This window comes from Flavobacterium cucumis, assembly GCF_900148835.1.
Classification (GTDB): domain Bacteria; phylum Bacteroidota; class Bacteroidia; order Flavobacteriales; family Flavobacteriaceae; genus Flavobacterium; species Flavobacterium cucumis.
The window spans coordinates 226895-251970 of sequence record NZ_FRYK01000002.1 but is presented as its reverse complement, the minus strand read 5'-3'; the positions used below and the strand labels follow the sequence as shown (position 1 = coordinate 251970).

The following is a 25076-nucleotide window of genomic DNA, read 5'->3' as shown; positions in this document are numbered from 1 at the left end:
TTTTGGATAATAAAAATTCATACAAAACAATTTTAAAATCAACTTCGATTTTCGGTAGTGTTCAATTGGTTACTATTGTTACTGCTATTATTAAATCTAAAATTATTGCTACATTAATTGGTTCTTATGGTTATGGTGTGTATAGCGTTTTGCTTCATACTTCCGATTTAATTAAGCAAATTTCATTGGTTGGTATAGATGTAAGCGGAGTAAGAAAAATTGCAGAGGAAAATTCAATTAAGAGCGAAAATGAAGTACAACACAATATCGCTGTTATTTCTAAACTTGTTCTCATTTCTGGTTTTATAGGTTTTTTATTAGCAACGACATTATCCTTTTTTTTAAGTACTATTATTTTTTCAAGTAGTAGTTATTGGTATCTTTTTTTCTTTTTAGCTGTTGCAATTTTTTTGAATTGCTTGACTGCAGGGAATAACGCAATTTTACAAGGTAGTAGTAAGTTCAGTCAATTAGCAAAGTCTAATTTAATTTCAAATATAATTGGCTTAGTTTTAATCATTCCTTTTTTTTATTTTTTTAAAATTGAGGCAATAATTTATGTGATTATACTTACAGCATTGGTAAACTATTTTATAAGTAATTATTTTTTGCGTTTTCTCTTTAATCCTGATGTAAAAATTAGTTTTAAATCTGCTATTGAAAGTGGAGAGAACATTATCAAGTTTGGAAGTTTATTAATGCTTTTGTCATTTTTACCTGTATTAGCTAATTATATTGTCCAGATTTTTATAGGAAGAATTGATGGGTTGAATGAAGTGGGTTTGTTTAATGTTGGAATAGTAATTCTAAATACTTATGTGGGCTTTATATTTAGTGCAATGTCTATGGAATATTATCCACGTTTAGTGGCTCAAATTTCAGATTTTAAAAAATTATCCAGTTCTGTAAACAAGCAAATTGAAATTTCTCTTTTGATTATTACACCAATTCTAATTTTATTTTCAATTTTTAGTGCGTTTTTTATAAAAATATTCTTTTCATCAGCATTTATTCCTCTTGTTCCAATGCTGGATTGGGCAATTTTTGCTATGCTGTTTAAGGCTGTTTCTTTCCCAATTGGCTATGTGTTTATTGCTAAAGCAGATTCGAAAGTCTTTGTAAAGACCTCTCTTTTTTTTAATTTTATTTTTGTAATTTTTTGTATTACAGGGTATTATCTTAAAGGATTTGATGGTTTAGGGTGTTCGTTTTTAATTTATTATTTTATACATCTTATTGGCGTATATTTGATTTCATCAAGACGTTATCATCTGAAATTAGTAAAAAGTACACTCCAAATTTTCTTTATCAATTTATTGTTTTGTACAACAATCTTTACGCTAAGTTTTTACAGTGAGATTCCATTTTTATTAGTATTAAAATCTTTTGTTTTAGTGAGTTCTTTAATTTATTCACTAGTCACATTAAATAAAAAGGTGTCAATTTTTAGTTATTTTAATAGAGAAGAAAAATGATTGTAAATCGATTTAAAAATAAAATTTCATTTGTTTCAAAAGTAAATTGGATAAAAACATTGTATTTCAATTTTAGAAAGTTCCCTTTTGATGTTGCAGTAAAACTTCCCGTTGTTTTTTATGGAAAAGTAAAATTTCAAAGCATTAAAGGCGAAATCATTTTAAATGCTCCAATTAAAAGAGCTATGATTGGTTTTGGTGAACCTTATGAAATGAACTCAGTTAGTATTGGATTAGCGGAAATAATGATAGAAGGGAAGGTTATTTTTAACGGTAAAGTACAATTCGGAAAGGATAATTTTTTGTATGTAAAAGAAGGTGCAGTTCTTGAAATGGGCGATAAATCTTCTATTGGTTCAAGAGGTAAAATCATTTGTACTGAAAGTATTACTTTTGGTAATTATGCAAGAATAGGCTCAGAATCTCAGGTTATTGATACTAATTTTCATGAAATGATAAATACCGAAACAAATGCAGTTTATAAAGTGACAGCGCCTATCGTAATTGGAAATTATAATTTTATTAGTAATAGAGTTACACTTCTTTCAAAAACTAAAACACCAAATTATTGTACCATCGCTTCAAACACATTGTGTAGTAAAGATTATACTGTTTTGGGTGAGAATGTTTTAATAGGAGGTATTCCTGCCCAACTTTTGAATAAAAATATAAAAAGAAATTGGGATGTTGAAAATTTATAAGCTTTTCCATTTCGTTTTTATACCTAAAAAAAGTAATCGGAATAAAAGCGTGTATTCTCGAGATTTTAAAAATATAATAAATTCATATTTTATTCTACCTAGTAAAGCTTTGAATTCGCTTTTAGAATGATTTAAATAATAGGCATTTTTCAGAATCACTAATGTAGAATAATGCAGTTGTTTTGTTATTTTATTATTTTTCTTATAAAAGTGTGCCCCTAATGATTGAGGTAAAACCCTTTTTTTTACCAAAAAATCAGATATGTATTCAAAGTCATATTTTCTTGAGACTCTAACCCATAGGTCTAAATCTTCATAAAATAGACTTTCGTTATAATACCCAAGAGATTCAAAAACTTCTCGTTTGATCATACATGAAACGGAACAAATTTTAGTAGCATTACTGATAACCATTTCATAAATATTACCACTTTTTGGATTGTCTTTCTCAGTGTAATAATCAGTTAAAAAAAAACCATTTTCATCAATTTCTTTTAAATTTCCATAGACAACACCCAGGTTTTTATTTTTAGTGTTTTGAAAAGTTGTTACTTGTTTTGTAACGCAATCAGGTAATAATAGATCGTCTGCAGCTAAATCGATTATATATTTGCCCTTAGCTTTTTCTACTAATTGATTGAAAGTTTTTGTATTACCTAAATTCTTAGCATTTGCTTGAAAATATACGTTAGGATGTTTTTTTAACCAATTTTGTATCACAATTGCTGATGAATCGATACTGCAATCATCTGCGATGAGTAATTCAATATTTGGATAGGTTTGATTAATAACAGAATTCAAGGCTTCAACTACATAAGCTTCATGGTTATATGATAAACAAATAATACTTACTAGTGGAAAATTTTGCATTTCGTTTTTTTAAATCTATTTTTATGCTAAATTATAAAACAAATTGAACCTAAATGGAAAACGGCCAAAAAAAACAGATAAAAGTAGCCATAATAGGCTATAAGTTGGCTGATGGTGGTTTGGAACGAGTATTTGCAAATCTTACGAATCTATTGCATGAAAATGGAGTTGAAGTTCACACGATTATATTAGAAAGCAAATTCACTTATAAGTATTCAGGCAAGTTGTTAGTTTTGGGTAAGTATTCAAAATTTGTAAAATATTTTAAATTAAAATTATATCTCAAAAAAAATAAAATACCACAAGTAATTGATTTTCGTTATCGAATTAATCCTCTAATGGAATTCTTGTTTTTAAATTATATTTATGCTAAAACTAAAATTATTTATACTGTTCATAGCAGTAATTTAGAGGAATATTTTACTTCGAATAAGTGGATAGCTGCAAAAATTCTCAAGAACAAAATAATTGCAGTTTCTATGGGCATACATGATAAAATCCAAAAAAAATACAATTACAATCAAACAGAAGTTATTTATAACGCTATTTCTAAATTTGAAACTAATCAAGTAAATGAAATACCGTTTAAGTTTATTGTTGCTGTTGGACGATTAGTTAAATTAAAACAATTTCTTCAATTAATTGAGAGTTATTCCTTATCTGAATTGCCAAAAAAAGATTTTCATTTAGTAATTGTTGGCAATGGTCCAGAATTAAATAAAATAAAGGCTAAAGTGAGTGCACTTAAGCTTACTGATTTTGTTCATTTAGTTGGTTATAATGAAAATCCAATTGCTTATATTTCTCAAGCACATTTTTTAGTTTTAACCAGTTTATATGAAGGTTTTCCAATGGTTCTTCTGGAAGCTTTAAGTTTAGGAACACCAGTCGTTTCTTTTAATTGTGAGAGTGGGCCAAACGAAATTATTCAAGATAATTTCAATGGAATCTTAGTGGAAAATCAAAATTTTGATGAATTGATTGATAAAATGAATACATTTGTTAAAGATACTATTTTGTATCAAAAGTGTAAAAAAAATGCTATTGAAAGTGTTTCGAAGTTTCAAGAAAGTGAAATTTTAAATCAATGGTTGCAAATACTGATTAATGGAAATTAAGATTATAAATATTCCAAAAATAGAAGATCCTAGAGGGAATTTGTCAGTAATAGAAAGTGATGTAATTCCTTATGAAATTAAACGGGTTTATTATTTGTATGATGTTCCAAGCGGTGCTGAACGAGGAGGGCATTCTCATAAGGAACAACAGGAGTTATTGGTGGCACTTTCTGGAAGTTTTGATGTTGTTTTAAATGATGGAGATGACGAGAAAGTAGTAACTTTGAATAAACCATTCGAAGGCTTATTAATTACAAGTGGTATTTGGCGTGAATTAAAAAATTTTTCATCAGGAGCAGTTTGCCTAGTAGTTGCCTCTGATATATATATAGAAGAAGATTATATAAGAGATTTTGATACTTTTATAAAATCAAAATTTAATGATAAACGGTAAAATCAAATCCTTTTTTTCTTAAATATCGTTTAGTTTTTAGTAGAAAACGTAAAAGAAAAGGAGGGAGATTAAATAAAATTCTTGCTTTTATAGGTGTTTTAGTTGAAATATGATTTAATAAATGCTTAGATTTATCATAAGCACCTATTATTCTGTATTGTAAAGCGTATTCTAAACGGTAAAGGTCAATGAATTTTTTTAAGTTTGGTTTGGTTTTTTCTATGGCCAAAAATTGATCCAAATTGATAATTCTATTTTGTAAGAATTGAATTTTAGACAATTGGTTTTCAACAGCAAAATTATATTCAACGGTGTAGCTATTTGTTACTGCAACTTGATGTTCAATAGCAATTTTTGTAAATAGCTCCAAATCTTCGTGACCGTTTAATGAAGTGTTGAAACAAGCAAATTGCAATACTATTCTTTTAGGGATCATAAGTGCTGAAGTTAATCCAACGCGACTTCGTAAACTAGCTAAAAAGTAATCAGGTAGAACACCTCTATAATCGTTTGAAACAGCTGGTAAATAAGATGTTTTTAATATGTTATTACTAGATATTTTCATAAAATATCGACTCCCATAAATACCACAATTTGGGAAATCTTCATGCAGTCGAATTAGTTCTTCCAAATGATTTGGATACCAATAATCGTCGGCATCTAAGAAAGCAATTAAGTCACTTTTTGCATATTCAATCCCTACATTTCTGGTTTTTGAAACCCCTTTGTTTTCTTGATTGTATAGTGTAATTCTATCATCAACAAATTGCGAAATAATTTTAAAACTATTATCTGTTGAACCGTCGTTTATAATAATTATTTCAAAATCAGTAAACGTTTGTTGTAAGACTGAATCTAAAGTTTCTTTAATGAAATTTTCTTTATTGTATAATGGTATAACCACGCTAATTTTTGGCATAATTATTTTGAAGCTAAAATTACTAATTCATTCTCGCTAAACCCTAGATATGCATCTTTCTCAAATCGTTTTACGATTACCTTAAATCCTACCGATTCTAATCTTGTTTTTAGTCCTTCAACAGAGTAAACTCTAACATGATCTTCTTGACCAAAATGGTTTAATCGTTCGGTCTCTGAAGTTATAGAATAATCCTCATAAATTTCACCTTCTTTGAATGGAGTTTGAATTAGAACGGTTCCATTAGCTTTTATAACTCGATATAATTCGCACATAGCTTTAAGATCTTCAATTACATGCTCTAAAATATGATAGCAAATAATTAAATCAAACTGGTTATCCTTTTCTGGGATTTGAGTGATATCATAAGCAAGATCAGCCATAAAATCACCTGATAAATCAGATGCAATATGATTGACATTCTTTTCCTTTTTCCATTTACGATACAAGCTTCTTGATGGTGAAAAGTCTAAAATTTGAATATTAGGTTTAATATAGTGTTTTTTTAAAATTTGCCATAACCGTCTATCTCTTGCAAGACTTCCGCAATTAGGACAAAGCATATTTTGATCTGGTAAATTTATCCAATTTGAAGCTTTGAAGTCACAAATTATACATTCATGATTGTTTCCTTTTTTAAATAACGAAAAGCATTTTCTAAAAAAAGGTTCAAATCTAAAAAGTATTTTTTTAGGAATAAATCGTATTATTTTGTTTTTTAACGAATTATACATGTCGTTTTTGATTGAGTAAACAAAAGTAGCATAATCTATAAAAATCAAATAGAAATAAATTTGGCTTTTTAGATAGTAAGTTTCGTTCAATTTTTACTTCGAAAATTTTAAAAAAAAAGATCAATAAAAAAGAAAGATGTAAATTAATTATAATGCTTCCATATTTTGAAAGTTTGACATAATTGTTGTCAATTAAATTCTTGTTTAGTAAAAAAAATAAGCCTTCAATGGATTCTTTTGATTTTTTTAAAAAAACCATGTTGTCATCTAATCCAAGATGTATTACAACATTTTTTATGTGATTAATAGGAATGTTGTTTTGGTATAAATCATATGAAAACAGGGTGTCTTCATGTCTTAGATTTGGGATGTTTTCGTTAAATTTTACGCTATTGAAAACACTTTTTTTAATCAAGAAATTAAGTGTTAGAAAAGTAAGGTATTTGTTTTTATTTCTTTTTTTTACAGATAAGGTTTCTCTTTTTTTTCCATAAACCCATCGAAGCAATTTGTTTTTTTCTGGTTCTTCCTTTTGATATTCAATACCACCATAAATAACTTCTGTTTTAGGTGAAATATGTTGGATATATTTTCGAATAAAATCTGAATTTTTAGGAAAGGTATCTGAATCGAGAAATAATAGCCAATTAAATTTTGCTCTACTACTTAATGAATTTCGCACTTTACTTCTACCAGAATTTATTTTGTTTTCAAAGAAAAAACAATTTTCCAAATCATTTATTTTTCGATTTTCTTCTAAATACAGAGAACCTCCGTCATCTAGTACTAAAATTTCATAAGCGATATCTAATACATCTGCTTGACTTTTTAATGCTATAACTAAAGGATAAACGTTGTAATTGTATGTTGGAATTAAAACCGATAGCATTTATACTGTTCTTTGAACTACTTCAAACATTTTTCCGCCTTCAAATTTTAATGTTTTTGAAGGGTATTTTAAAACCAAAGCATAGTCGTGCGTCGCCATTAAAATAGTTTTTCCATTCGTGTTGATTTTTCGGAGTACTTCCATAATTTCGACACTTGTTTGCGGATCTAAATTTCCCGTAGGTTCATCGGCTAAAATCAATTCTGGGTCATTAAGTAAGGCTCTTGCGATACCTATACGTTGTTGCTCTCCACCTGATAGTTGATGTGGCATCTTGAAGGCAAAACCTTTCATCCCAACTTTGTCTAAAACTTCTTCAATTTTAACATCCATCTCTTCTTTTTCAGTCCAACCTGTTGCTTTCAATACAAATAAGAGATTTTCTTTTACATTTCGATCAGAGAGTAATTTGAAATCTTGGAAAACTACACCTAATTTCCTTCTTAAATAAGGGATGTCGCTTTCTCTTAATGTTTTTAAATCGTAGTTTACTACACTTCCTTCTCCGTCTGTTAGGGCTAGATCGGCATATAAGGTTTTTAAGAAACTACTTTTTCCTGAACCAGTTCTGCCAATTAAATATAAAAATTCTCCATTTTTTACCTCAATATTTACATCTGTTAATACAGGGTTTTTATCTTGATATATGGTTGCGTTTTTTAAGGATAGAACTACTTCTGACATATTAAATATATTTTTAAAACGTAAAAGTAGTAACTTATGCTTCTGAATCAAAATTTTAAGGGAAATTCAATAAAAAATACTGTGTTTGGAGAAAAAGGCACCCGATAAAGTGTACAATAATATGTTAAGAACCTTCGTTATTACTTACAATAAGCCTTATATTTGGAACTTATAAATAACGAATCAAATGATAAAGTATTTAAAACTTTCTTTTTTATTGGTGTTCTTTTCTGCAACACTTACAGCCCAACAATCTTCTGTATATACTCATGAATTAACGGAATTTAATCGTGCGTTAGAATTGTATAAAAACAAACAATATCAATCAGCACAGATTCTGTTTGATAACGTTAAATCATCAACCGATAACATGGAAGTAGCATCGGATTGTGCTTATTATATTGCAAATTGCGCTATTCGCTTAAATCAAATGGGTGCTGATGTTTTGGTAGAAAGTTTTGTAACAGATTATCCAACGAGTACTAAAACCAATCAGGCTTACATTGAAGTGGCACATTACTATTTTGATGAAGGGAACTATCCAAAAGCTTTAGAGTGGTTTGACAAGGCAGATTCCAACAATATGTCACTAGCCGACAGAGAGAAATACAATTTTCAAAAAGGGTATGCTCATTTTACTGCCAAAAACACCAAGGAAGCTACGAAATACTTCAATCAAGTTGTGAATTCAAAAACATTTGGTAGTCAGGCAAAATATTACTTAGGCTATATGTCCTACGAGACCGACGACTATAAGAGCGCAAATGAATATTTTGAACAAGTGTCTGATCAAGATAAGTATAAAGAAAAAATGGGATATTTTCAGGCGGATATGAATTTTAAGCTTGGGAATTTTCAAAATGCTATCGATTTAGGTTTAGAACAAATGCCTAAATCAAAAGGTGAAGAGAAAAGCGAATTGTCGAAAATCATTGGAGAGAGTTATTTCAATTTGAAACAGTACGACAAAGCACTTCCCTATTTATTAGATTACAAAGGGAAAAAAGGAAAATGGACAAATACCGATTTTTATCAATTTGGTTACACCTATTACCAACAAAAAGATTATGAAAATGCGATTTCTCAATTCAATAAAATTATTGGTGGGAATGATGCAGTTGCTCAAAATGCCTATTATCACTTAGCAGAAAGTTATTTAAAAACCGATAAAAAGCAACAGGCCTTAAATGCTTTCAAAACAGCTTCTGAAATGGAATTTGATTTGAAAATTCAAGAAGATGCGTATTTGAATTATGCGAAATTAAGTTATGAAATCGGAAATCCATACAAATCGGTTCCGGAAGTGATGAATGATTATATGGCGAAATATCCAAATACGCCTTATAAGTCGGAAATCAATACGTTGTTGATTAGTTCATATATTACTTCTAAAAATTATAAAGAAGCATTGGTTTTATTGGAAAAAAGTAAATCTCCAGAAAACAAATTAGCGTATCAAAAAGTAACGTTTTACAGAGGTTTAGAGTTGTACACTGATGGCGATTACAAAGGAGCGTACGCCTTATTTAAAAAATCGATAGCCGAAAATAAAGAGGCGAAATTCACTGCAAGAGCTACTTTTTGGAAAGCAGAGACCGAATACAATTTAGACCAATTTGAAGATGCAAAATTGAGTTTCAAACAGTTTTTAAATTCGGCTGAAGCTTCAAATACGCCTGAATTCAAGAACGCGAATTACAACTTAGCGTATTCGTATTTCAAATTAAAAGAATATGAAAATGCAATTCAATATTTTGACACTTTCACCAAATCTTCTAAAGAGGATAGAGTTCGTTTGACAGATGCTTATCTGAGACTTGGGGATTGTAATTTCATGGCAGCAAAATATTGGCCAGCCATGGATGCTTATAATAAAGCTATAGATCTCAAGAGTGTTGATGCCGATTACGCTGCTTTTCAAAAAGGAATTAGTTATGGATTTGTAAGTAAACCTGACCGAAAAATTGAAGATTTAGAAAAATTTTCAAAAAGCTTTCCAAATTCAAAATATGCTGATGATGCTTTGTATGAGCTAGGAAATACCTATGTAAATCAAAATCAAAATGAAAAGGGGATTTCTGCTTACGATAAATTAATTAATAGTTATAAAACGAGTTCTTATGTTGCAAAAGCGATTTTAAAACAAGGATTAATTTATTATAATTCTAATAAAGTAGATTTAGCTTTAACAAAGTTCAAAAAAGTAGTAGCAGAATATCCAAATTCTCCAGAATCTGTAGAAGCGGTCTCATCTGCTCGATTAATTTATCTAGATAAAGGACAAGTAGATCAATATGCCGATTGGGTTAAAACGTTGTCATTTATTGAAGTTTCAGATGCAGATTTAGATAATGATACTTACGATTCTGCTGAGAAGCAATATTTGCAAAACAATAATAAGCAAGCGATTTCTGGGTTTACAAGTTATGTAAGTAAATTTCCAAACGGATTGCATGCATTGAAAGCAAATTTCTATTTAGCACAATTGTACTTTGCAGACAATTTGGAAGCAAATTCAGTAAAGCATTATGAGTTTGTGGTCTCTAAATCAAGAAACGAATTTACGGAACAAGCCTTAGCGCGTTTGTGTCAAGTACATTTAAAGACCAAAAGTTTTGATAGTGCAATTCCTGTTTTGAAGCGTTTGGAAACGGAGGCGGAGTTTCCTCAAAACATAACGTATGCGCAATCAAACTTGATGAAATCATATTATGAAAAACAAGATTTTACAAGTGCAGTTGTGTATGCGGATAAAGTGTTAAAAAACGACAAAGTAGATGACAGAATTAAGAGTGATGCTCAAATCATAGTAGCGCGTTCGGCTATAAAGACCAATGATGAAGCAAAAGCAAAAGAAGCGTATGCTAAATTGCAAAAAATCGCAAAAGGAGAATTAGCAGCCGAAGCTTTGTATTACGATGCGTATTTTAAAAATAAAGAAGGCAAGTACGAATCTTCTAATGTAGTGGTACAAAAAATTGCTAAAGATTATTCAGGTTATAAATATTTTGGTGCAAAAAGCTTGATAATAATGGCGAAAAATTTCTACGGATTAAAAGATAGTTTCCAAGCAACCTATATTTTAGAAAGTGTAATTGAAAACTTTCAAGAGTACAAGGATGTTATCGAAGAAGCGCAAAACGAACTTGATTTCATCAAAGGAGAAGAAGCAAAACGCAATTCATCAATCACAAATTAATAATCTTATTTCATTGTCATGCTGAACTTGTTTTAGTATCTCATTTAAAAATATAGAACATGAAGAAATTAAATATAATCGCCTTATTTTTTGTCGTATTCGGAATCCAATTTTCTTTTGCTCAAGTAAAAGATGAAAATATTGGTTCGGAAGTGGTAAATATTGTAAAACCTTATACACCTACTATTTCAGATGCTTTCAAAGTAAAAGAAACACCTGTTTTAGAAGATGGGGAAGAACAAAAGAAACAACCTATTCAGTATAATATTTTTTCCTTTCCAGTAGCATCAACATTTACGCCAGCAAAAGGAAAAGCAGCAGGAGTAGACAAAACTGAAAAAGAAAAATTATACAACAATTATGCAACTTTAGGTTTTGGAAATTATCCAACTATCAACGCAGAGTTGTTCATTACACAAAATTTAAGCCGAAGCAATTATGTAGGTGGAATGTTTCGCCATCTTTCTTCTCAAGGAGGAATTGATGGGGTGGTTTTAGATGACAAATATGCTAATACAAGTTTAGATGTGACGTATGGGGTTCGTGAGCGCAATATGAGTTGGAATGTTGATTTGGGTGTGAAGAATCAAATTTATAACTGGTATGGTTTGCCAACTGCAACTATTTTCTTTGACGATCCAACGATTGCAGGAATCGATTCAAAACAAACGTATAATACGATTGCACTTGGCGGGAAAATGAGTTTCAAAGACGGGATTTTTAATGATGCGAGCATGCAATTCAAGCGTTTTTCAGACGGATTGGATTCAGGAGAAAATCGCTTTTTTGTGAAGCCGAATTTTGATTTTGATGTGATGAATCAAAAAGTAAAAGCTGATTTTATAGTAGATTATGTTGGAGGTACTTTCAATAGAACTTACACTGAAGATTCGGAACTAAAATACAGTACAATAATAGCGGGAACAAAGCCTAGTATTTTATACCAACAAGATGATTTGTCAGTACATTTAGGTGTTGGTGTTTTTTATGCCACTACAAAAGTAAATGGGGCAACCGATGGGAAAATTTTCATTTATCCAAATATTAAAGCGTCTTACAAATTAGTAGGGGATATTTTAATAGCTTATGCAGGTGCAGAAGGTGATTTGGAGCAAAATTCATACGCTGATTTTGTTGATCAAAATCCGTTTGTATCACCAACGCTATTTGTATCACCAACCGATAATAAGTTTGATATTTACGTTGGGATGAAAGGAAAATTAGCCAACTCCGTTGCGTTCAATGTTAGGGCTTCCAACAAAAATCAGGCAGATAGAGCCTTATTTGTAAGTAATGGTTTTGATGGAACAGGAACAAACACTAATGGTTATGCTTACGGAAACTCATTCGGAATTGTGTATGACGATTTAAATACGTTGAGTATTTTCGGAGAATTGAAAGCCGATTTTTCTAAAAATGTAACTTTTGGAATCAACGGAACCTACAATAATTATTCAACTGATACACAAGCGGAAGCGTGGAATTTGCCACAATTAAAAATTGGTTCAACAATAGATTTTGATATCAATGAAAAATGGTACGCAGGGGCGAATGTGTTTTTTGTAGGCGAAAGAAAAGATTTGATAACCAAACAAGAACTAATATTCCCCACACCTTCCTATGTTCGAGAAACAGTAACTTTAGATAGCTATTTCGATTTGAATGCACACGTTGGTTATAAATACAACGCAAGGTTAACCGCTTTCTTAAAAGGAAACAACTTAGCGAATCAAGAATACAACCGTTGGTCAAATTTCCCAGTACAAGGCATTCAGGTGTTGCTAGGAGCAAATTATAAGTTTGATTTCTAAAACTTCAACATTCAAAATTCCAAGTTCGTTGTTCAATGTTAAAGAATGTTGAATATTCAATTTTGAACAACGAATTTTGAATTTGGGTAATTGGTTTTATTAGGTTTTCCAACAACGTTCATGCTGAAATCGAAGATTCAATGAAGTTATAGCATCTCTGAAATAATTTATGAAAAAGTTTATTTACATATCATTTCATCTACTATTTGGATTGTCATTTTCTCAAAATGTAAATTCTAAGACAAGTGATTCTATAGTTTGGAGAAAAGTAACGTGTGAGAGTGGAACTGAACATGCAAAAATTGATTTTGATAAGGGGATTTATAATTGTTATTCGTACGGTTTAATTTTCGACAGGAATCCTGAATTAAGTGCCTTTATTCGAAACTACACAAAAAATAAATATGGTATTGATACAAAGAATGCAGGTTGTGTAATTACTGAATATTCTCAATGTTATTCTAAGACTATGAATGATTTAGTTTTAGATAAGTTTGGGAAAGATATTTTTGAAAAATCAAGAAAAGAAGCTGAAGAATTATTTAAAAATGAAAAACAATAATCCTCGCACCAATAGCGCCTTCTTTGCGAATTTTGTATTTAAACCATGACATTCAAACAAAAAATAAAGTCCCATTATCAAAACCTACTATCAGAGAAAATAAGCGAATTGCGTTTCATGATTTCCGATTTGGCTCAAGATGCGCAAAACGATGCGAAAGGTTCGGCTGGCGATAAGCACGAAACCGCTTTGTCTATGATGCATTTAGAACAAGAAAAACTCAATCAAAAATTAGCTGAAATCATAGAACAAAAAAATATTGTGGATAAGATTGATGCTGATGCAATTCACACTAAAATAGCACTCGGAAGTTTGGTTCAAACCAATGACATGTTATTTTATATTAGTGCTGCTTTGCCTAAAATCCAACTCGAAACTAAGGTCATAATTGCAGTTTCTCCGCAATCACCATTAGGAAGTCAATTAATGGGAAAAAGTGTCGGAGATGAGGTTGTAATAAACGCCAATCGATTTCAAATAAAGGCTATTGAATAAAATGTAAACCACTCAATCGAGTGGTTTTTTTATGATTTGTAACCAAAACAAACTCAAAACCACTTTTAAGGTTTATAATTTAATTAAAAAACCATTTTTTAGTTTTAATTTATAACTAAAATTAATTTTAAGGTTCATTATTTAAACTTATATGTTCAATTTTGCTTCATCAAATTAAGTGAATTAATTCTTTCGCTTAAACAATTAAACATTTCAACAATTAAACTAAAAAGTTATGTGCGGAATATTAGCCATTATAGGAAAAGGAAAAGAAGCAACATTAGTGCAACAATTGTCAAAAAGAATGAGTCATCGTGGTCCAGATGAAAGTGATATTCATGTTACGGAGAAAGGTCACATTTTGGCGCACGAACGTTTGTCAATTGTTGATTTACACACTGGAAAACAACCCATTCAAGGAACCGATTCCGCTTGGATGGTTCATAATGGTGAAATATACAATCACAAAAAGTTAAGAGAAACAACGTTAAAACATCACACGTTTAGAACAACTTCAGATTCAGAAGTTATTGTGCATTTGTATGAAGAATTTGGCTATGATTTTTGTGATATGTTGGACGGGATTTTTGCTTTAGTTGTTATCGATGGTGACGATTATATTGTAGCTCGCGATCCGCTCGGTGTAAAACCTTTATACTACGGAATGGACGAAAGAGGACGGTTGTATTTTGCTTCCGAAATGAAAGTGATTGCCGACCAATGTAAGTCGTTTTCCACTTTTCCTCCAGGACATTATTATACCGAAAAAACAGGTTTCGTAAAATATTACAAACCAGAATGGGAAGCATACGAAAAGGGAGTTGAAAAATTAGATTTGCAAGCTTTAAATGCAAGTTTGACGCAAGCGGTGGAGAAACGATTAATGTGTGATGTTCCTTTTGGTGTATTGCTTTCTGGTGGATTAGATTCCTCTTTAATTGCTTCAATCACTTCAAGATTGTTAGAAGGAAGTGGTCAAGAATTGCATTCGTTTTCAATCGGATTAGATGCTTCGGCTCCAGATTTAGTAGCAGCAAAAAAAGTAGCAGATTTTATTGGAACCACACATCATGAAATTCATTTTACAGTTGAACAAGGAATTGAAATTTTAGATAAATTGATTTGGCATTTGGAAACCTATGACGTAACGTCAATTCGTGCGAGTACACCAATGTATTTCTTATCGAAAGCGATTACCGAAAAAGGAATCAAAATGGTATTATCAGGTGAAGGTGCGGATGAAATTTTCGGAGGTTATTTGTATTTTAGAAATGCGCCATCGGTATTGGATTTTCAAAAAGAAACCATAGAACGCGTTCAAAAGTTATTTACTGCCGATTTACTTCGCGCCGATAAATCAACTATGGCCCATGGATTAGAAGCAAGAGTGCCGTTTTTAGATAAAGCATTTTTGGATTTGGCAATCAAAATTCAACCAGAAGAAAAGATGCCAAAAGCATATAATGGAATTGAAAAATATATTTTACGAAAAGCCTTCGATACCTCAGAAAGACCGTATCTTCCAAAAGAGATTTTATGGCGACAAAAAGAACAGTTTTCTGACGGAGTAGGTTACAACTGGATTGATGCTTTAATTGCCTATTGTTCAAGCCAAGTTACGGATGAGGCTTTTGAAAATGCAAAAGTTTTATTTCCATATAATACTCCTGTTACAAAAGAGGCTTTTTATTACAGAACGATTTTCCATAAGCATTTTCCACAAGAAAGTGCCGCTCAAACCGTTCGCAAATGGATTCCAAAATGGCAGGAAAACCAAGATCCAAGCGGAAGAGCTAATGCAGCTCATGTGAAAGCGGATGTGTCTATTGCACTGGAAAAAGAAGTGGTTTAGTTTTTTTATTAGGTTTGTTGTTTTGAAAGACCTCTTTAATTCCGTTTTAAAGAGGTTTTTTTTATTTCTTCTGTTTTGAGGAAATAAAAAAAATATTAAAAATTAAAAATAAGGTGTTTTTTATTTGATTTAAGCCACTTTTGTTTAAAATTAACAAATGTTGATAACTTGACAATTAGTTGCTGTGGTTTTTATTTCTTCTTTTTATCTATTTCCTTATATTTGTTGATATTAAAATACTTTATTTAGCATAATATTATGAGTGAAGAAAATAAGAAAGGTAGTTATTCAGCAGATAGTATTCAGGCGTTAGAAGGAATGGAGCACGTAAGAATGCGTCCTTCCATGTATATTGGTGATACAGGAGTTCGTGGATTACACCATTTAGTTTATGAAGTGGTAGACAACTCAATTGATGAGGCTTTAGCGGGACATTGTGATACCATTTATGTAGCAATTAATGAAGATAATTCTGTTTCTGTTGAAGATAACGGCCGGGGAATTCCAGTTGATCTTCATAAAAAAGAAGGTGTTTCAGCTCTTGAGGTGGTAATGACTAAAATTGGAGCAGGAGGTAAGTTCGACAAAGATTCTTACAAGGTTTCTGGAGGTCTTCACGGGGTTGGGGTATCGTGTGTTAACGCGCTTTCTGACCATTTAAGAGCTACAGTTCACAGAGAAGGTAAAGTATACGAACAAGAATACGAAAAAGGAAAAGCGCTTTACCCAGTGAAGCAAATTGGTACTACAGATAAAAGAGGAACAATCGTTACTTTTAAGCCTGATGGTACTATTTTTACACAGACTTTAGAGTATTCATATGATACTTTAGCGGCTCGTTTACGAGAACTTTCATTCTTAAATAAGGGCATTACAATCACTTTAACAGATAAACGTGATATCGATGTTAAAGGGCAGCCTAGAACAGAAACCTTCCATTCGAAAGAGGGTTTAAAAGAATTCGTTAAGTTTTTAGATGGAAACCGTGTGCCAATTATTGGTCACGTAATTTCAATGGAAAACGAAAAAAGCGAAATTCCAGTTGAAGTAGCGCTTATTTATAATGATAGTTATTCGGAGAATATTTTTTCATATGTAAATAATATCAATACGCACGAGGGTGGAACGCATTTACAAGGTTTTCGAATGGGGTTAACGCGTACGTTGAAAAAATATGCTGATGCTTCTGGATTGTTGGATAAATTGAAATTTGAGATTTCTGGTGATGATTTTCGTGAAGGATTAACTGCAATTATATCTGTTAAAGTTCAAGAGCCTCAATTTGAAGGCCAAACGAAAACCAAATTGGGAAATAGAGAAGTTGTTTCTCCTGTATCTCAAGCGGTTTCTGAAATGTTGGAAAATTATTTGGAAGAGAATCCAAATGATGCCAAAATCATAGTTCAAAAAGTAATTTTAGCTGCACAAGCGCGTCATGCTGCAAAAAAAGCACGTGAAATGGTTCAGCGTAAAACCGTAATGGGTGGAGGTGGATTACCTGGTAAATTGTCAGATTGTTCTGAGCAAGACCCACAAAAATGTGAAATTTTCCTTGTTGAGGGTGACTCGGCAGGAGGAACTGCAAAACAAGGACGTGATAGAGCATTTCAAGCTATTTTGCCGTTAAGAGGTAAGATTTTGAATGTTGAAAAAGCTATGCAACATAAGGTGTTTGAAAATGAAGAGATTAGGAATATTTTTACAGCTTTAGGGGTTACTATTGGTACTGAAGAGGATAGCAAAGCTTTAAACCTTTCTAAATTACGTTACCACAAAGTGGTGATTATGTGTGATGCTGATGTCGATGGTTCTCATATTTCAACGCTAATTTTAACTTTCTTCTTCAGATTTATGAAGGAGTTAATTGAAGGGGGGCATGTTTATATTGCAACACCGCCTTTGTATTTGGTTAAAAAAGGAAATAAAAAGGAGTATGCTTGGAATGATGATCAACGTGATATAGCTAATGAAAGAATGGGGGGTAGTGCCGCAATTCAACGTTATAAAGGTCTTGGAGAGATGAATGCTGAACAATTATGGGAAACTACATTAAATCCTGAATACAGAACATTGCGTCAGGTTACAATAGATAGTTTGACAGAAGCAGATCGTGTTTTTTCAATGTTGATGGGTGATGAGGTACCACCTCGTAGAGAGTTCATCGAAAAAAATGCTGCTTACGCAAAAATTGATGCCTAATTTTCTGGTGAAGATCTTTTTCAAACCGATATTAAATTAGTATTATTTTGATAAAAAAATAGTATTAATTTGATAAATTTGTAAAAAATATAATTGTTCAATATAACACACAATAAAAAATGAAAGTAACGATAGTAGGTGCGGGTAACGTAGGTGCAACATGTGCAGATGTTATTTCGTACAGAGGAATCGCTAGCGAAGTTGTATTAGTAGATATCAAAGAAGGTTTTGCTGAGGGTAAAGCGATGGATATCATGCAATGTGCTACAACAACAGTATTCAATACGCAATTAAGCGGAACAACTGGAGATTATTCTAAAACTGCAGGGAGTGATGTGGTAGTAATTACTTCTGGAATTCCAAGAAAACCAGGAATGACTCGTGAAGAGTTAATCGGAATCAATGCAGGAATTGTTAAATCGGTTGCCGATAATGTTTTAACACATTCTCCTAATGCAATTATTGTTGTAGTATCTAATCCAATGGATACAATGACGTACTTAACCTTAAAAGCTACAGGATTGCCTAAGAACAGAGTAATTGGTATGGGAGGTGCTTTGGATAGTTCGCGTTTCAAATATTTCTTATCAAAAGCTTTAGATAAACCAGCTAATGATGTTCAGGGGATGGTAATTGGAGGACATGGTGATACTACTATGATTCCATTAACTCGTTTGGCATCCTATAATGGTGTGCCTGTTTCTAATTTTTTATCTCAAGCTGAGTTAGATAAAGTAGCGGCTGATACTATGGTAGGTGGAGCAACTTTAACAGGTTTATTGGGTACTTCTGCATGGTATGCGCCAGGAGCTTCTGTAGCGTATTTAGTAGACAGTATTTTGAACGATCAAAAGCGTATGATTCCATGTTCGGTTTTTTTAGAAGGAGAATACGGACAAGAGGATATTTGCATGGGAGTTCCATGTATAATTGGTAAAAACGGTGTTGAGAAAATTGTTGATGTGCAATTAAATGATGCTGAAAAAGCGTTATTCGCTAAGAGTGCAGAAGCAGTTCGTAATATGAATGCTGATTTGAAATCAGTACTGTAATTTTACATTAAAAATAAAATTGAAAAACTGTCAAGAAATTGGCAGTTTTTTTTTGTTATTCTTATTTTTAAATACGGCTAGAATAATAATATTGACGTATAAATTAATTGTTTTTTAATATTAAATTTTGAATTTTAATATGCTTTTTCTTATTGTAAGTGTTTCATAATTAGAGTATAGTAGTAGCTTTTGCGGAAACTTGTTTAAAATCGCTATTTTAATCAAAAATAAAATTGTTTAATCCTATTGTAAATTATATATTTGTCCGTTTTAATAAAAATAAAATAATAAATTATAGAGTAATGCAGAATAGAGGACTAATTAAATTTTTCGCAATTATCTTTGCCTTGGTATGTGTGTACCAACTTTCATTTACCTTTGTAGCTAATAGTATTGCAAACGATGCTAAGTCATTCGCTAATGGAGATACTAAAAAAGAGTTACGTTATTTGGATTCCATTGGGAAACAAAAAGTGTATTTAGGACACACTTATAAAGAGGTAGTTGATAACCAAATTAATAAAGGACTTGATTTAGAAGGCGGAATCAACGTAATTCTTCAAATTTCCGTAAAACAAATTCTTGAAGGATTAGCAAACAACACTAAAAATCCAGCGTTTAACAAAGCTTTAGCTGATGCTAAGGCTAATCAACAAGGGAATCAGGATTATATAGACGCTTTTTTTGTCGCTGCAAACAACTCAAATTTAAAATTAGCTGATGTCGATGTGTTTGGTAACAGAAATTTAGATGATGTTATCAAATTTGATATGACAAACAAGCAGGTTGAGCCAATTATCAAGCAAAAGGTTTTAGAATCTGTAGAAAGTGCATTTGAGGTTTTAAGAAAACGTATTGATCAATTTGGTGTAACACAACCTAATATTCAATTGTTAGGAAATTCAGGGAGAATTTTAGTTGAATTACCTGGTGCAAAAGATGTAGATCGTATTAAGAAATTATTACAAGGAACAGCTCAATTAGAATTCTGGGAAACTTATAAAATTGAAGAAGTAGGTCAGTTTTTATTAGCTGCTGATGAATTATTAAAGAAAACTGAAGTAACTGCAAAAGTAGCTCCAGTAAAAACTTCAGGAATTGATTCATTATTGACAGATAAAAAAGATACAACTGCTGCAGCTTTAAGTCCTTTCTTAGGTAAAATGTTAGCGCCAGCGCAACAAGGAGCCCCTCATATTGCAACTTTTAGTACTAAAGATACTGCTGTAATTAATGGTTATTTGAAAAGAGCAGATGTTAAAGCATTATTGCCATCTAATTTGTCATATGCTAAGTTTGTTTGGGGAAAAACAACTGAAAAAAATCCAGATATTACCGATTTATATGTGTTAAAGGGAAGTAGAGATAACGTTGCGCCATTAAGTGGAGGTGTTATTGTAGATGCTAAAGATACATTTGATCAGTTTGGTAAACCTGCTGTTTCCATGCAGATGAATGGAAACGGTTCGAAAAAATGGGAACAAATTACAGGTGCTGTTTCCCAACAAGGAAATGCGATTGCTATTGTTTTAGATAATATTGTTTATTCAGCTCCTGGAGTTAGTAAAGGTGCTATTACTGGTGGTCAATCTGAAATTTCTGGAAATTTCACAATTGAAGAAACTAAAGATTTAGCTAATATATTGAGAGCAGGTAAATTGCCAGCGGCTGCTGAAATTGTTCAGTCTGATGTTGTTGGACCATCTTTAGGTAAGGAAGCTATCAATAGCGGTATGTTATCTTTTGTTATTGGATTTGGCTTGGTTTTATTGTGGATGGTGGTGTATTACGGAAAATCAGGATTCTATGCTAATTTAGCTTTATTAGTTAATATTTTATTCATATTTGGTGCTTTAGCTAGTTTTGGTGCTGTATTGACCTTACCAGGTATCGCAGGTATTGTTTTGACAATTGGTATGGCAGTTGATGCTAACGTAATTATATTTGAAAGAGCTAAAGAAGAATTAGACAATGGACGAAGTGTTCAAGAGGCAACCGATTATGCTTTTACATGGAAAGGGGCTTTATCGTCTATTGTTGATGCCAACGTAACAACGGCTATTACAGCAATTATTTTATTGGTTTTTGGTACAGGTCCTATAAAAGGTTTTGCTACTACATTGTTAATTGGTATTATTACCTCTGTTTTTACAGCTGTATTTGTAACAAGAATGATTTTAGATTGGAGTTTAAGTCGTAATGAAAGTTTGACTTTTTCAACATCTCTGACTAAAGAATGGTTTAAAAACTTGAATATTGATTTCTTGGGTAAAAAGAAAATTGCGTATGCTATTTCTGCTGTTTTGGTTGTTTTTAGTATTTTTTCTTTAACAACTAAAGGATTAAATCAAGGTGTAGATTTTGTTGGAGGTAGAACTTATCAAGTGCGTTTTGATAAGGCGGTTAGCGCTCCAGATGTTGCAACGGATTTGGTGAAAGTTTTTGGAAGTGCTGAAGCTAAAGTTTATGGTAATGATAATCAGTTGAAGATCACTACAAAATATAAAGTAGATGAAGAAGGTGCTGGTGTAGATAAAGAGGTTAACGAAAAGCTTTTTAATGCATTAAAGAAAAACTTACCATCTTCTCTTACCTACGATCAGTTTGTAAATTCTTATGAAGGAAAGCAATATGGTATCATGCAAGCTTCTAAGGTTTCTGGAACTATATCTAAAGATATTAAGACAAATTCTTTATGGGCTGTATTGGGATCTCTTTTCGTGGTATTTATTTATTTAATGATTAGTTTCCGTAGATGGCAGTTTGGTTTTGCTGCTGTTGTAGCTGTTGCACATGATGTTCTTATTGTATTAGGAATATTCTCTTTCTTCTACACTTATTTACCTTTTAATATGGAAATTGACCAAGCCTTTATTGCAGCTATTTTAACAGTAATTGGTTATTCATTAAATGATACGGTTATTGTTTTCGATAGAGTACGTGAATTCCTTGATTATAATTCATCACCTGATTTTAAAGGATTGGTAAATAAAGCATTGAATACCACTTTAAGTAGAACTATTAATACATCGGCTACAACATTAGTTGTGTTGATTGCTATTTTTATCTTTGGAGGTGAAACTATTAGAGGTTTTGTGTTTGCTATATTAGTTGGTATTTTGGTAGGTACGTATTCTTCTTTATTTATTGCTACGCCTGTAATGAATGATACTATTGGAGAGAAAGAAGGTCGTAAAATGGCTGAATTCAAAAAAGAAGTATAAAATTTTAACATTTTTATTAATAAAAAGTCCTGTTTATATCAGGACTTTTTTTATATTTATAATTCTAAATTATAAATCATGAATAAAAAATTATTTTTAATTGCCTTTTTAGGTCTTTTCATTTCTTGTACAGGTACACAAGAAATTTTCAATGACTTCGATAAAGAGTTTGTTTCGAATCGTTGGTATAAAACTACTGTTAAAACATTTACATTTGACAATTCAGATTATGATGGTACAGTAGATGTAAAACTTCATTTTTCTCATGTTTATGACTATCAGTATAATGATATTCCAATTGAGATTCAAATCATTTCCCCGAAAGGATATTCACAGTTTATTCCTGTAAATCTAATTATTAAGGATGAAAATGGAAAAGATGTAGGGAATTGTACAGGTGATGTTTGTGACTTATTTTATACTGTTAAGTCGGATTTTGATTTGATCAAAGGTAAGTATACTGTGCATGTAAAGAATGCCCACACGGGAGAGTATTTGCCTAATGTCTTAGGTTTAGGTATTACTTTTGAAACATCAAAATAAAGTTTCAGTTTATCTAATAAAAGAAAGGAGATGTTTTAAACATCTCCTTTCTTTATTTCTAAAATTTGAATCCTAATCCAACTTGAAAAACAGAGTTTTTGGCATTGGAGTCTTTAACAACTTCATTGAGACTATACGTATATCTTCCCGAAATAAAGATATCGTCAAAATTTAATGAAATACCGCCAGCTAGAGCAGTATCAAAAGAATTTACATCATTTGTTTCAGTTGTAGAATTGTCAGATTCTATGTTTTCATTTATTTTAAGCCCGAATTGAGGTCCAGCTTCAATGGCAAAAACATCACCTAGATATATTTTGGCTAAAATAGGCATGTTTATATAGTCTATTTTATATGTAGTTTTGTAATTGTTGCCAAGTAGACTAAAGTTATTTTCAAAGCCTTGTCTAGAATAAATAAATTCAGGCTGTATTGAAAAAACATTTTCAACTAACGGTATTTCTCCAAAGAAACCAAGATAAAAACTCGTTCTTGGATCTAAGCCTTCATCAAAGTCTCCTTTTGTTACCGTTGAATAATTTAATCCTCCTTTAATTCCAAAACTTCCATCGTTGTTAGAATTTTCTTGTGATAGTAATGACTGCGTCACTATTAAAAATAAAACTGATAAAATTGCCTTTTTCATAAATGTAGTTTTAAAGATTATTCTTATTCAACGAAAAAATCATGCCAAAATTATCTAGAATAAAAAAAGTCTGTTAAAATTAATCAACAGACTTTTTGTGTATTTTGAACTATTTAGAAAGTTTTATTTTGCAATATTTACAGCTCTAGTTTCTCTAATTACTGTGATCTTAACTTGTCCAGGATATGTCATCTCTGTTTGAATTTTCTGTGAGATATCAAACGAAAGATTTGATGCAGCTTCATCTGAAACCTTTTCACTTTCTACAATTACACGTAGTTCTCTACCAGCCTGAATTGCATAAGCATTTTTAACTCCTCCAAATCCAAATGCGATGTCTTCTAAATCTTTTAAACGTTGTATGTAAGAATCTAAAACTTGTCTTCTTGCGCCCGGACGAGCTCCAGAAATAGCATCACAAACTTGAATAATTGGTGAAATTAAGGATTTCATTTCTATTTCATCATGATGGGCTCCAATAGCATTGCAAACTTCTTCCTTCTCACCATATTTCTCAGCCCACTGCATACCTAAAATAGCATGAGGTAGTTCACTTTCTGTATCAGGAACTTTTCCAATATCGTGTAATAAACCTGCTCTTTTTGCTAATTTAACGTTTAAACCAAGTTCTGCTGCCATGATACCACATAACTTAGCTACTTCTCTTGAGTGTTGTAGTAAGTTTTGACCGTATGACGAACGGTATTTCATTCTACCCACTACTTTTATTAATTCGGGATGCAATCCATGGATGCCTAAATCAATAACGGTACGTTTTCCAGTTTCGATAATTTCTTCATCGATTTGCTTAGCGGTTTTGGCTACTACTTCTTCAATACGCGCTGGATGAATTCGTCCATCTGTTACTAGTTTGTGCAAAGCTAAACGTGCAATTTCTCTTCTAACAGGGTCAAAGCAAGATAAGATGATAGCTTCAGGGGTGTCATCTACAATAATCTCCACTCCAGTTGCTGCCTCTAAAGCTCTAATGTTACGTCCTTCTCTACCAATAATTCGTCCTTTAACATCATCTGATTCAATGTTAAAAACAGAAACACAATTTTCTACAGCCTCTTCCGTACCAACACGTTGAATGGTATTGATAATAATTTTTTTAGCCTCTTGTTGTGCAGTAAGTTTAGCTTCTTCAACAGTATCCTGAATAAAAGACATGGCATTAGTTTTAGCTTCGGCTTTTAAACTTTCTACTAGTTGTTCTTTTGCTTCTTCTGCTGACAATCCAGAAATTACTTCTAATTGTTCAATTTGGCTTTTATGTAAACGTTCTATTTCAACTTGTTTTCTCTCTAAAAGTTCTGTTTTTGCAGTGAATTCTGCAATTTTATTTTCTGCTTCTTCTGTAGCTTTTTTTGCTTTTGATAACTCATTTGAAATTTGAGATTCTTTATCACGAGTTCTTTTTTCAGCTTCAGCAGTTTTTTTATCTCTAGCTAAAATTACTTGCTCGTGTTCTGCTTTTAGCTCTAAAAATTTCTCTTTAGCCTGAAGAATTTTTTCTTTTTTGGTTGCTTCTGCTTCTACTTTTGCATCTTTCAAAATTGAAGCCGCTTCTTTTTTAGCATTTTTAATAAGATTAGAAACATTGCTTTTTTCTAAAAATTTAGCAATTCCAAATCCTCCTATTACTCCAGCTACAATTCCTATGATTATACTTAATATGTCCATGTTATGTGTTAAAAAAATTATAT

Annotated in this window: 20 protein-coding genes; 13 read left to right on the top strand and 7 right to left on the bottom strand. The window is 31.5% G+C overall.

What is annotated here, in order from left to right; genetic code table 11:
• The first annotated feature begins 2 nt into the window (after nucleotides 1-2).
• Nucleotides 3-1475, top strand: coding sequence for an oligosaccharide flippase family protein (locus BUE95_RS07150; RefSeq protein ID WP_159433498.1), 1473 nt, complete (start codon nucleotides 3-5; stop codon nucleotides 1473-1475).
• Nucleotides 1472-2176, top strand: a complete 705-nt coding sequence (locus tag BUE95_RS07145; protein WP_073582916.1) for an acyltransferase — start codon at nucleotides 1472-1474, stop codon at nucleotides 2174-2176. Before BUE95_RS07150 ends, BUE95_RS07145 begins: the two co-directional genes overlap by 4 nt.
• Here the strand turns inward: BUE95_RS07145 and BUE95_RS07140 are convergent.
• A complete protein-coding gene (locus tag BUE95_RS07140) occupies nucleotides 2171-3046 on the bottom strand; it encodes a glycosyltransferase family 2 protein (RefSeq protein WP_073582914.1) in 876 nt (291 codons plus the stop codon). The two genes, BUE95_RS07145 and BUE95_RS07140, sit on opposite strands and share 6 nt — an antisense overlap.
• Nucleotides 3047-3099: 53 nt before the next feature.
• Between BUE95_RS07140 and BUE95_RS07135 the strand changes: the two genes are divergently transcribed.
• Together BUE95_RS07135 and BUE95_RS07130 are read left to right on the top strand one after the other, a co-directional pair.
• Complete coding sequence (locus BUE95_RS07135) at nucleotides 3100-4164, top strand: glycosyltransferase (RefSeq protein ID WP_073582912.1); 1065 nt, start codon at nucleotides 3100-3102, stop codon at nucleotides 4162-4164.
• Entirely contained in the window at nucleotides 4154-4558 is a 405-nt protein-coding gene (locus BUE95_RS07130) for a sugar 3,4-ketoisomerase (protein WP_073582910.1), read from the top strand. The genes BUE95_RS07135 and BUE95_RS07130 overlap by 11 nt, the downstream gene beginning before the upstream one ends.
• Here BUE95_RS07130 and BUE95_RS07125 read toward each other — a convergent pair.
• The 4 genes from BUE95_RS07125 to BUE95_RS07110 form a co-directional block, all read right to left on the bottom strand.
• Complete coding sequence (locus BUE95_RS07125) at nucleotides 4542-5477, bottom strand: glycosyltransferase family 2 protein (RefSeq protein ID WP_073582908.1); 936 nt, start codon at nucleotides 5475-5477, stop codon at nucleotides 4542-4544. The two genes, BUE95_RS07130 and BUE95_RS07125, sit on opposite strands and share 17 nt — an antisense overlap.
• Before the next feature lie 2 nt (nucleotides 5478-5479).
• Nucleotides 5480-6040, bottom strand: a complete 561-nt coding sequence (locus BUE95_RS07120) for a class I SAM-dependent methyltransferase (RefSeq protein ID WP_234977637.1) — start codon at nucleotides 6038-6040, stop codon at nucleotides 5480-5482.
• A 163-nt stretch (nucleotides 6041-6203) separates the two neighbouring features.
• Entirely contained in the window at nucleotides 6204-7100 is an 897-nt protein-coding gene (locus BUE95_RS07115) for a glycosyltransferase family 2 protein (RefSeq protein ID WP_073582902.1), read from the bottom strand.
• Nucleotides 7101-7784 (bottom strand): cell division ATP-binding protein FtsE, encoded by a 684-nt coding sequence (locus BUE95_RS07110; RefSeq protein WP_073582900.1) that lies wholly within the window; start codon nucleotides 7782-7784, stop codon nucleotides 7101-7103.
• A gap of 187 nt (nucleotides 7785-7971) precedes the next feature.
• Here BUE95_RS07110 and BUE95_RS07105 point away from each other — a divergent pair, with 187 nt between their 5' ends.
• The 9 genes from BUE95_RS07105 to BUE95_RS07065 all read left to right on the top strand — a co-directional run bounded on the left by BUE95_RS07105 (nucleotide 7972) and on the right by BUE95_RS07065 (nucleotide 22721).
• Nucleotides 7972-10983 carry a tetratricopeptide repeat protein gene (locus BUE95_RS07105; protein WP_143165241.1) on the top strand — a complete coding sequence of 1004 codons (3012 nt, stop codon included), beginning with the start codon at nucleotides 7972-7974 and terminating at the stop codon, nucleotides 10981-10983.
• A gap of 59 nt (nucleotides 10984-11042) precedes the next feature.
• A complete protein-coding gene (locus BUE95_RS07100; protein ID WP_073582898.1) occupies nucleotides 11043-12794 on the top strand; it encodes a porin family protein in 1752 nt (583 codons plus the stop codon).
• Nucleotides 12795-12963: 169 nt separating this feature from the next.
• The gene (locus tag BUE95_RS07095) at nucleotides 12964-13356 is read left to right on the top strand and encodes a hypothetical protein (protein ID WP_143165240.1); all 393 of its coding nucleotides are present in this window, start codon (nucleotides 12964-12966) and stop codon (nucleotides 13354-13356) included.
• Nucleotides 13357-13401: 45 nt separating this feature from the next.
• Entirely contained in the window at nucleotides 13402-13851 is a 450-nt protein-coding gene (locus BUE95_RS07090; protein ID WP_073582894.1) for a GreA/GreB family elongation factor, read from the top strand.
• Nucleotides 13852-14086: 235 nt separating this feature from the next.
• Nucleotides 14087-15703 carry an asparagine synthase B gene (gene asnB, locus BUE95_RS07085; RefSeq protein ID WP_073582892.1) on the top strand — a complete coding sequence of 539 codons (1617 nt, stop codon included), beginning with the start codon at nucleotides 14087-14089 and terminating at the stop codon, nucleotides 15701-15703.
• A gap of 258 nt (nucleotides 15704-15961) precedes the next feature.
• Nucleotides 15962-17902, top strand: coding sequence for a DNA topoisomerase (ATP-hydrolyzing) subunit B (gene gyrB / locus BUE95_RS07080; RefSeq protein WP_073582890.1), 1941 nt, complete (start codon nucleotides 15962-15964; stop codon nucleotides 17900-17902).
• Between the two features lie 119 nt (nucleotides 17903-18021).
• Nucleotides 18022-18954 carry a malate dehydrogenase gene (gene mdh / locus BUE95_RS07075; protein WP_073582888.1) on the top strand — a complete coding sequence of 311 codons (933 nt, stop codon included), beginning with the start codon at nucleotides 18022-18024 and terminating at the stop codon, nucleotides 18952-18954.
• 302 nt (nucleotides 18955-19256) lie between these two features.
• Complete coding sequence (secDF, locus tag BUE95_RS07070; RefSeq protein ID WP_073582886.1) at nucleotides 19257-22178, top strand: protein translocase subunit SecDF; 2922 nt, start codon at nucleotides 19257-19259, stop codon at nucleotides 22176-22178.
• Nucleotides 22179-22256: 78 nt separating this feature from the next.
• On the top strand, nucleotides 22257-22721 hold the full coding sequence (locus BUE95_RS07065) for a gliding motility lipoprotein GldH family protein (protein WP_073582884.1): 465 nt from the start codon (nucleotides 22257-22259) through the stop codon (nucleotides 22719-22721).
• Between the two features lie 58 nt (nucleotides 22722-22779).
• Here BUE95_RS07065 and BUE95_RS07060 read toward each other — a convergent pair whose 3' ends face one another.
• Entirely contained in the window at nucleotides 22780-23367 is a 588-nt protein-coding gene (locus BUE95_RS07060) for a porin family protein (protein WP_073582882.1), read from the bottom strand.
• A gap of 123 nt (nucleotides 23368-23490) precedes the next feature.
• Nucleotides 23491-25053, bottom strand: coding sequence for a ribonuclease Y (gene rny / locus BUE95_RS07055; protein ID WP_073582880.1), 1563 nt, complete (start codon nucleotides 25051-25053; stop codon nucleotides 23491-23493).
• Nucleotides 25054-25076 lie beyond the last annotated feature (23 nt).

Bases quoted from the DNA above. Each gene is read 5' to 3' on its own strand.
- BUE95_RS07060 (WP_073582882.1), bottom strand. From the start codon at position 23,367: ATGAAAAAGGCAATTTTATCAGTTTTATTTTTAATAGTGACGCAGTCA.
- BUE95_RS07145 (WP_073582916.1), top strand. From the start codon at position 1,472: ATGATTGTAAATCGATTTAAAAATAAAATTTCATTTGTTTCAAAAGTA.
- BUE95_RS07125 (WP_073582908.1), bottom strand. From the start codon at position 5,477: ATGCCAAAAATTAGCGTGGTTATACCATTATACAATAAAGAAAATTTC.
- BUE95_RS07130 (WP_073582910.1), top strand. From the start codon at position 4,154: ATGGAAATTAAGATTATAAATATTCCAAAAATAGAAGATCCTAGAGGG.
- BUE95_RS07105 (WP_143165241.1), top strand. From the start codon at position 7,972: ATGATAAAGTATTTAAAACTTTCTTTTTTATTGGTGTTCTTTTCTGCA.
- secDF (WP_073582886.1), top strand. From the start codon at position 19,257: ATGCAGAATAGAGGACTAATTAAATTTTTCGCAATTATCTTTGCCTTG.
- BUE95_RS07090 (WP_073582894.1), top strand. From the start codon at position 13,402: ATGACATTCAAACAAAAAATAAAGTCCCATTATCAAAACCTACTATCA.
- BUE95_RS07100 (WP_073582898.1), top strand. From the start codon at position 11,043: ATGAAGAAATTAAATATAATCGCCTTATTTTTTGTCGTATTCGGAATC.
- BUE95_RS07120 (WP_234977637.1), bottom strand. From the start codon at position 6,040: ATGCTTTGTCCTAATTGCGGAAGTCTTGCAAGAGATAGACGGTTATGG.
- BUE95_RS07065 (WP_073582884.1), top strand. From the start codon at position 22,257: ATGAATAAAAAATTATTTTTAATTGCCTTTTTAGGTCTTTTCATTTCT.
- mdh (WP_073582888.1), top strand. From the start codon at position 18,022: ATGAAAGTAACGATAGTAGGTGCGGGTAACGTAGGTGCAACATGTGCA.
- BUE95_RS07140 (WP_073582914.1), bottom strand. From the start codon at position 3,046: ATGCAAAATTTTCCACTAGTAAGTATTATTTGTTTATCATATAACCAT.
- asnB (WP_073582892.1), top strand. From the start codon at position 14,087: ATGTGCGGAATATTAGCCATTATAGGAAAAGGAAAAGAAGCAACATTA.
- BUE95_RS07110 (WP_073582900.1), bottom strand. From the start codon at position 7,784: ATGTCAGAAGTAGTTCTATCCTTAAAAAACGCAACCATATATCAAGAT.
- BUE95_RS07095 (WP_143165240.1), top strand. From the start codon at position 12,964: ATGAAAAAGTTTATTTACATATCATTTCATCTACTATTTGGATTGTCA.
- BUE95_RS07135 (WP_073582912.1), top strand. From the start codon at position 3,100: ATGGAAAACGGCCAAAAAAAACAGATAAAAGTAGCCATAATAGGCTAT.
- BUE95_RS07115 (WP_073582902.1), bottom strand. From the start codon at position 7,100: ATGCTATCGGTTTTAATTCCAACATACAATTACAACGTTTATCCTTTA.
- rny (WP_073582880.1), bottom strand. From the start codon at position 25,053: ATGGACATATTAAGTATAATCATAGGAATTGTAGCTGGAGTAATAGGA.
- gyrB (WP_073582890.1), top strand. From the start codon at position 15,962: ATGAGTGAAGAAAATAAGAAAGGTAGTTATTCAGCAGATAGTATTCAG.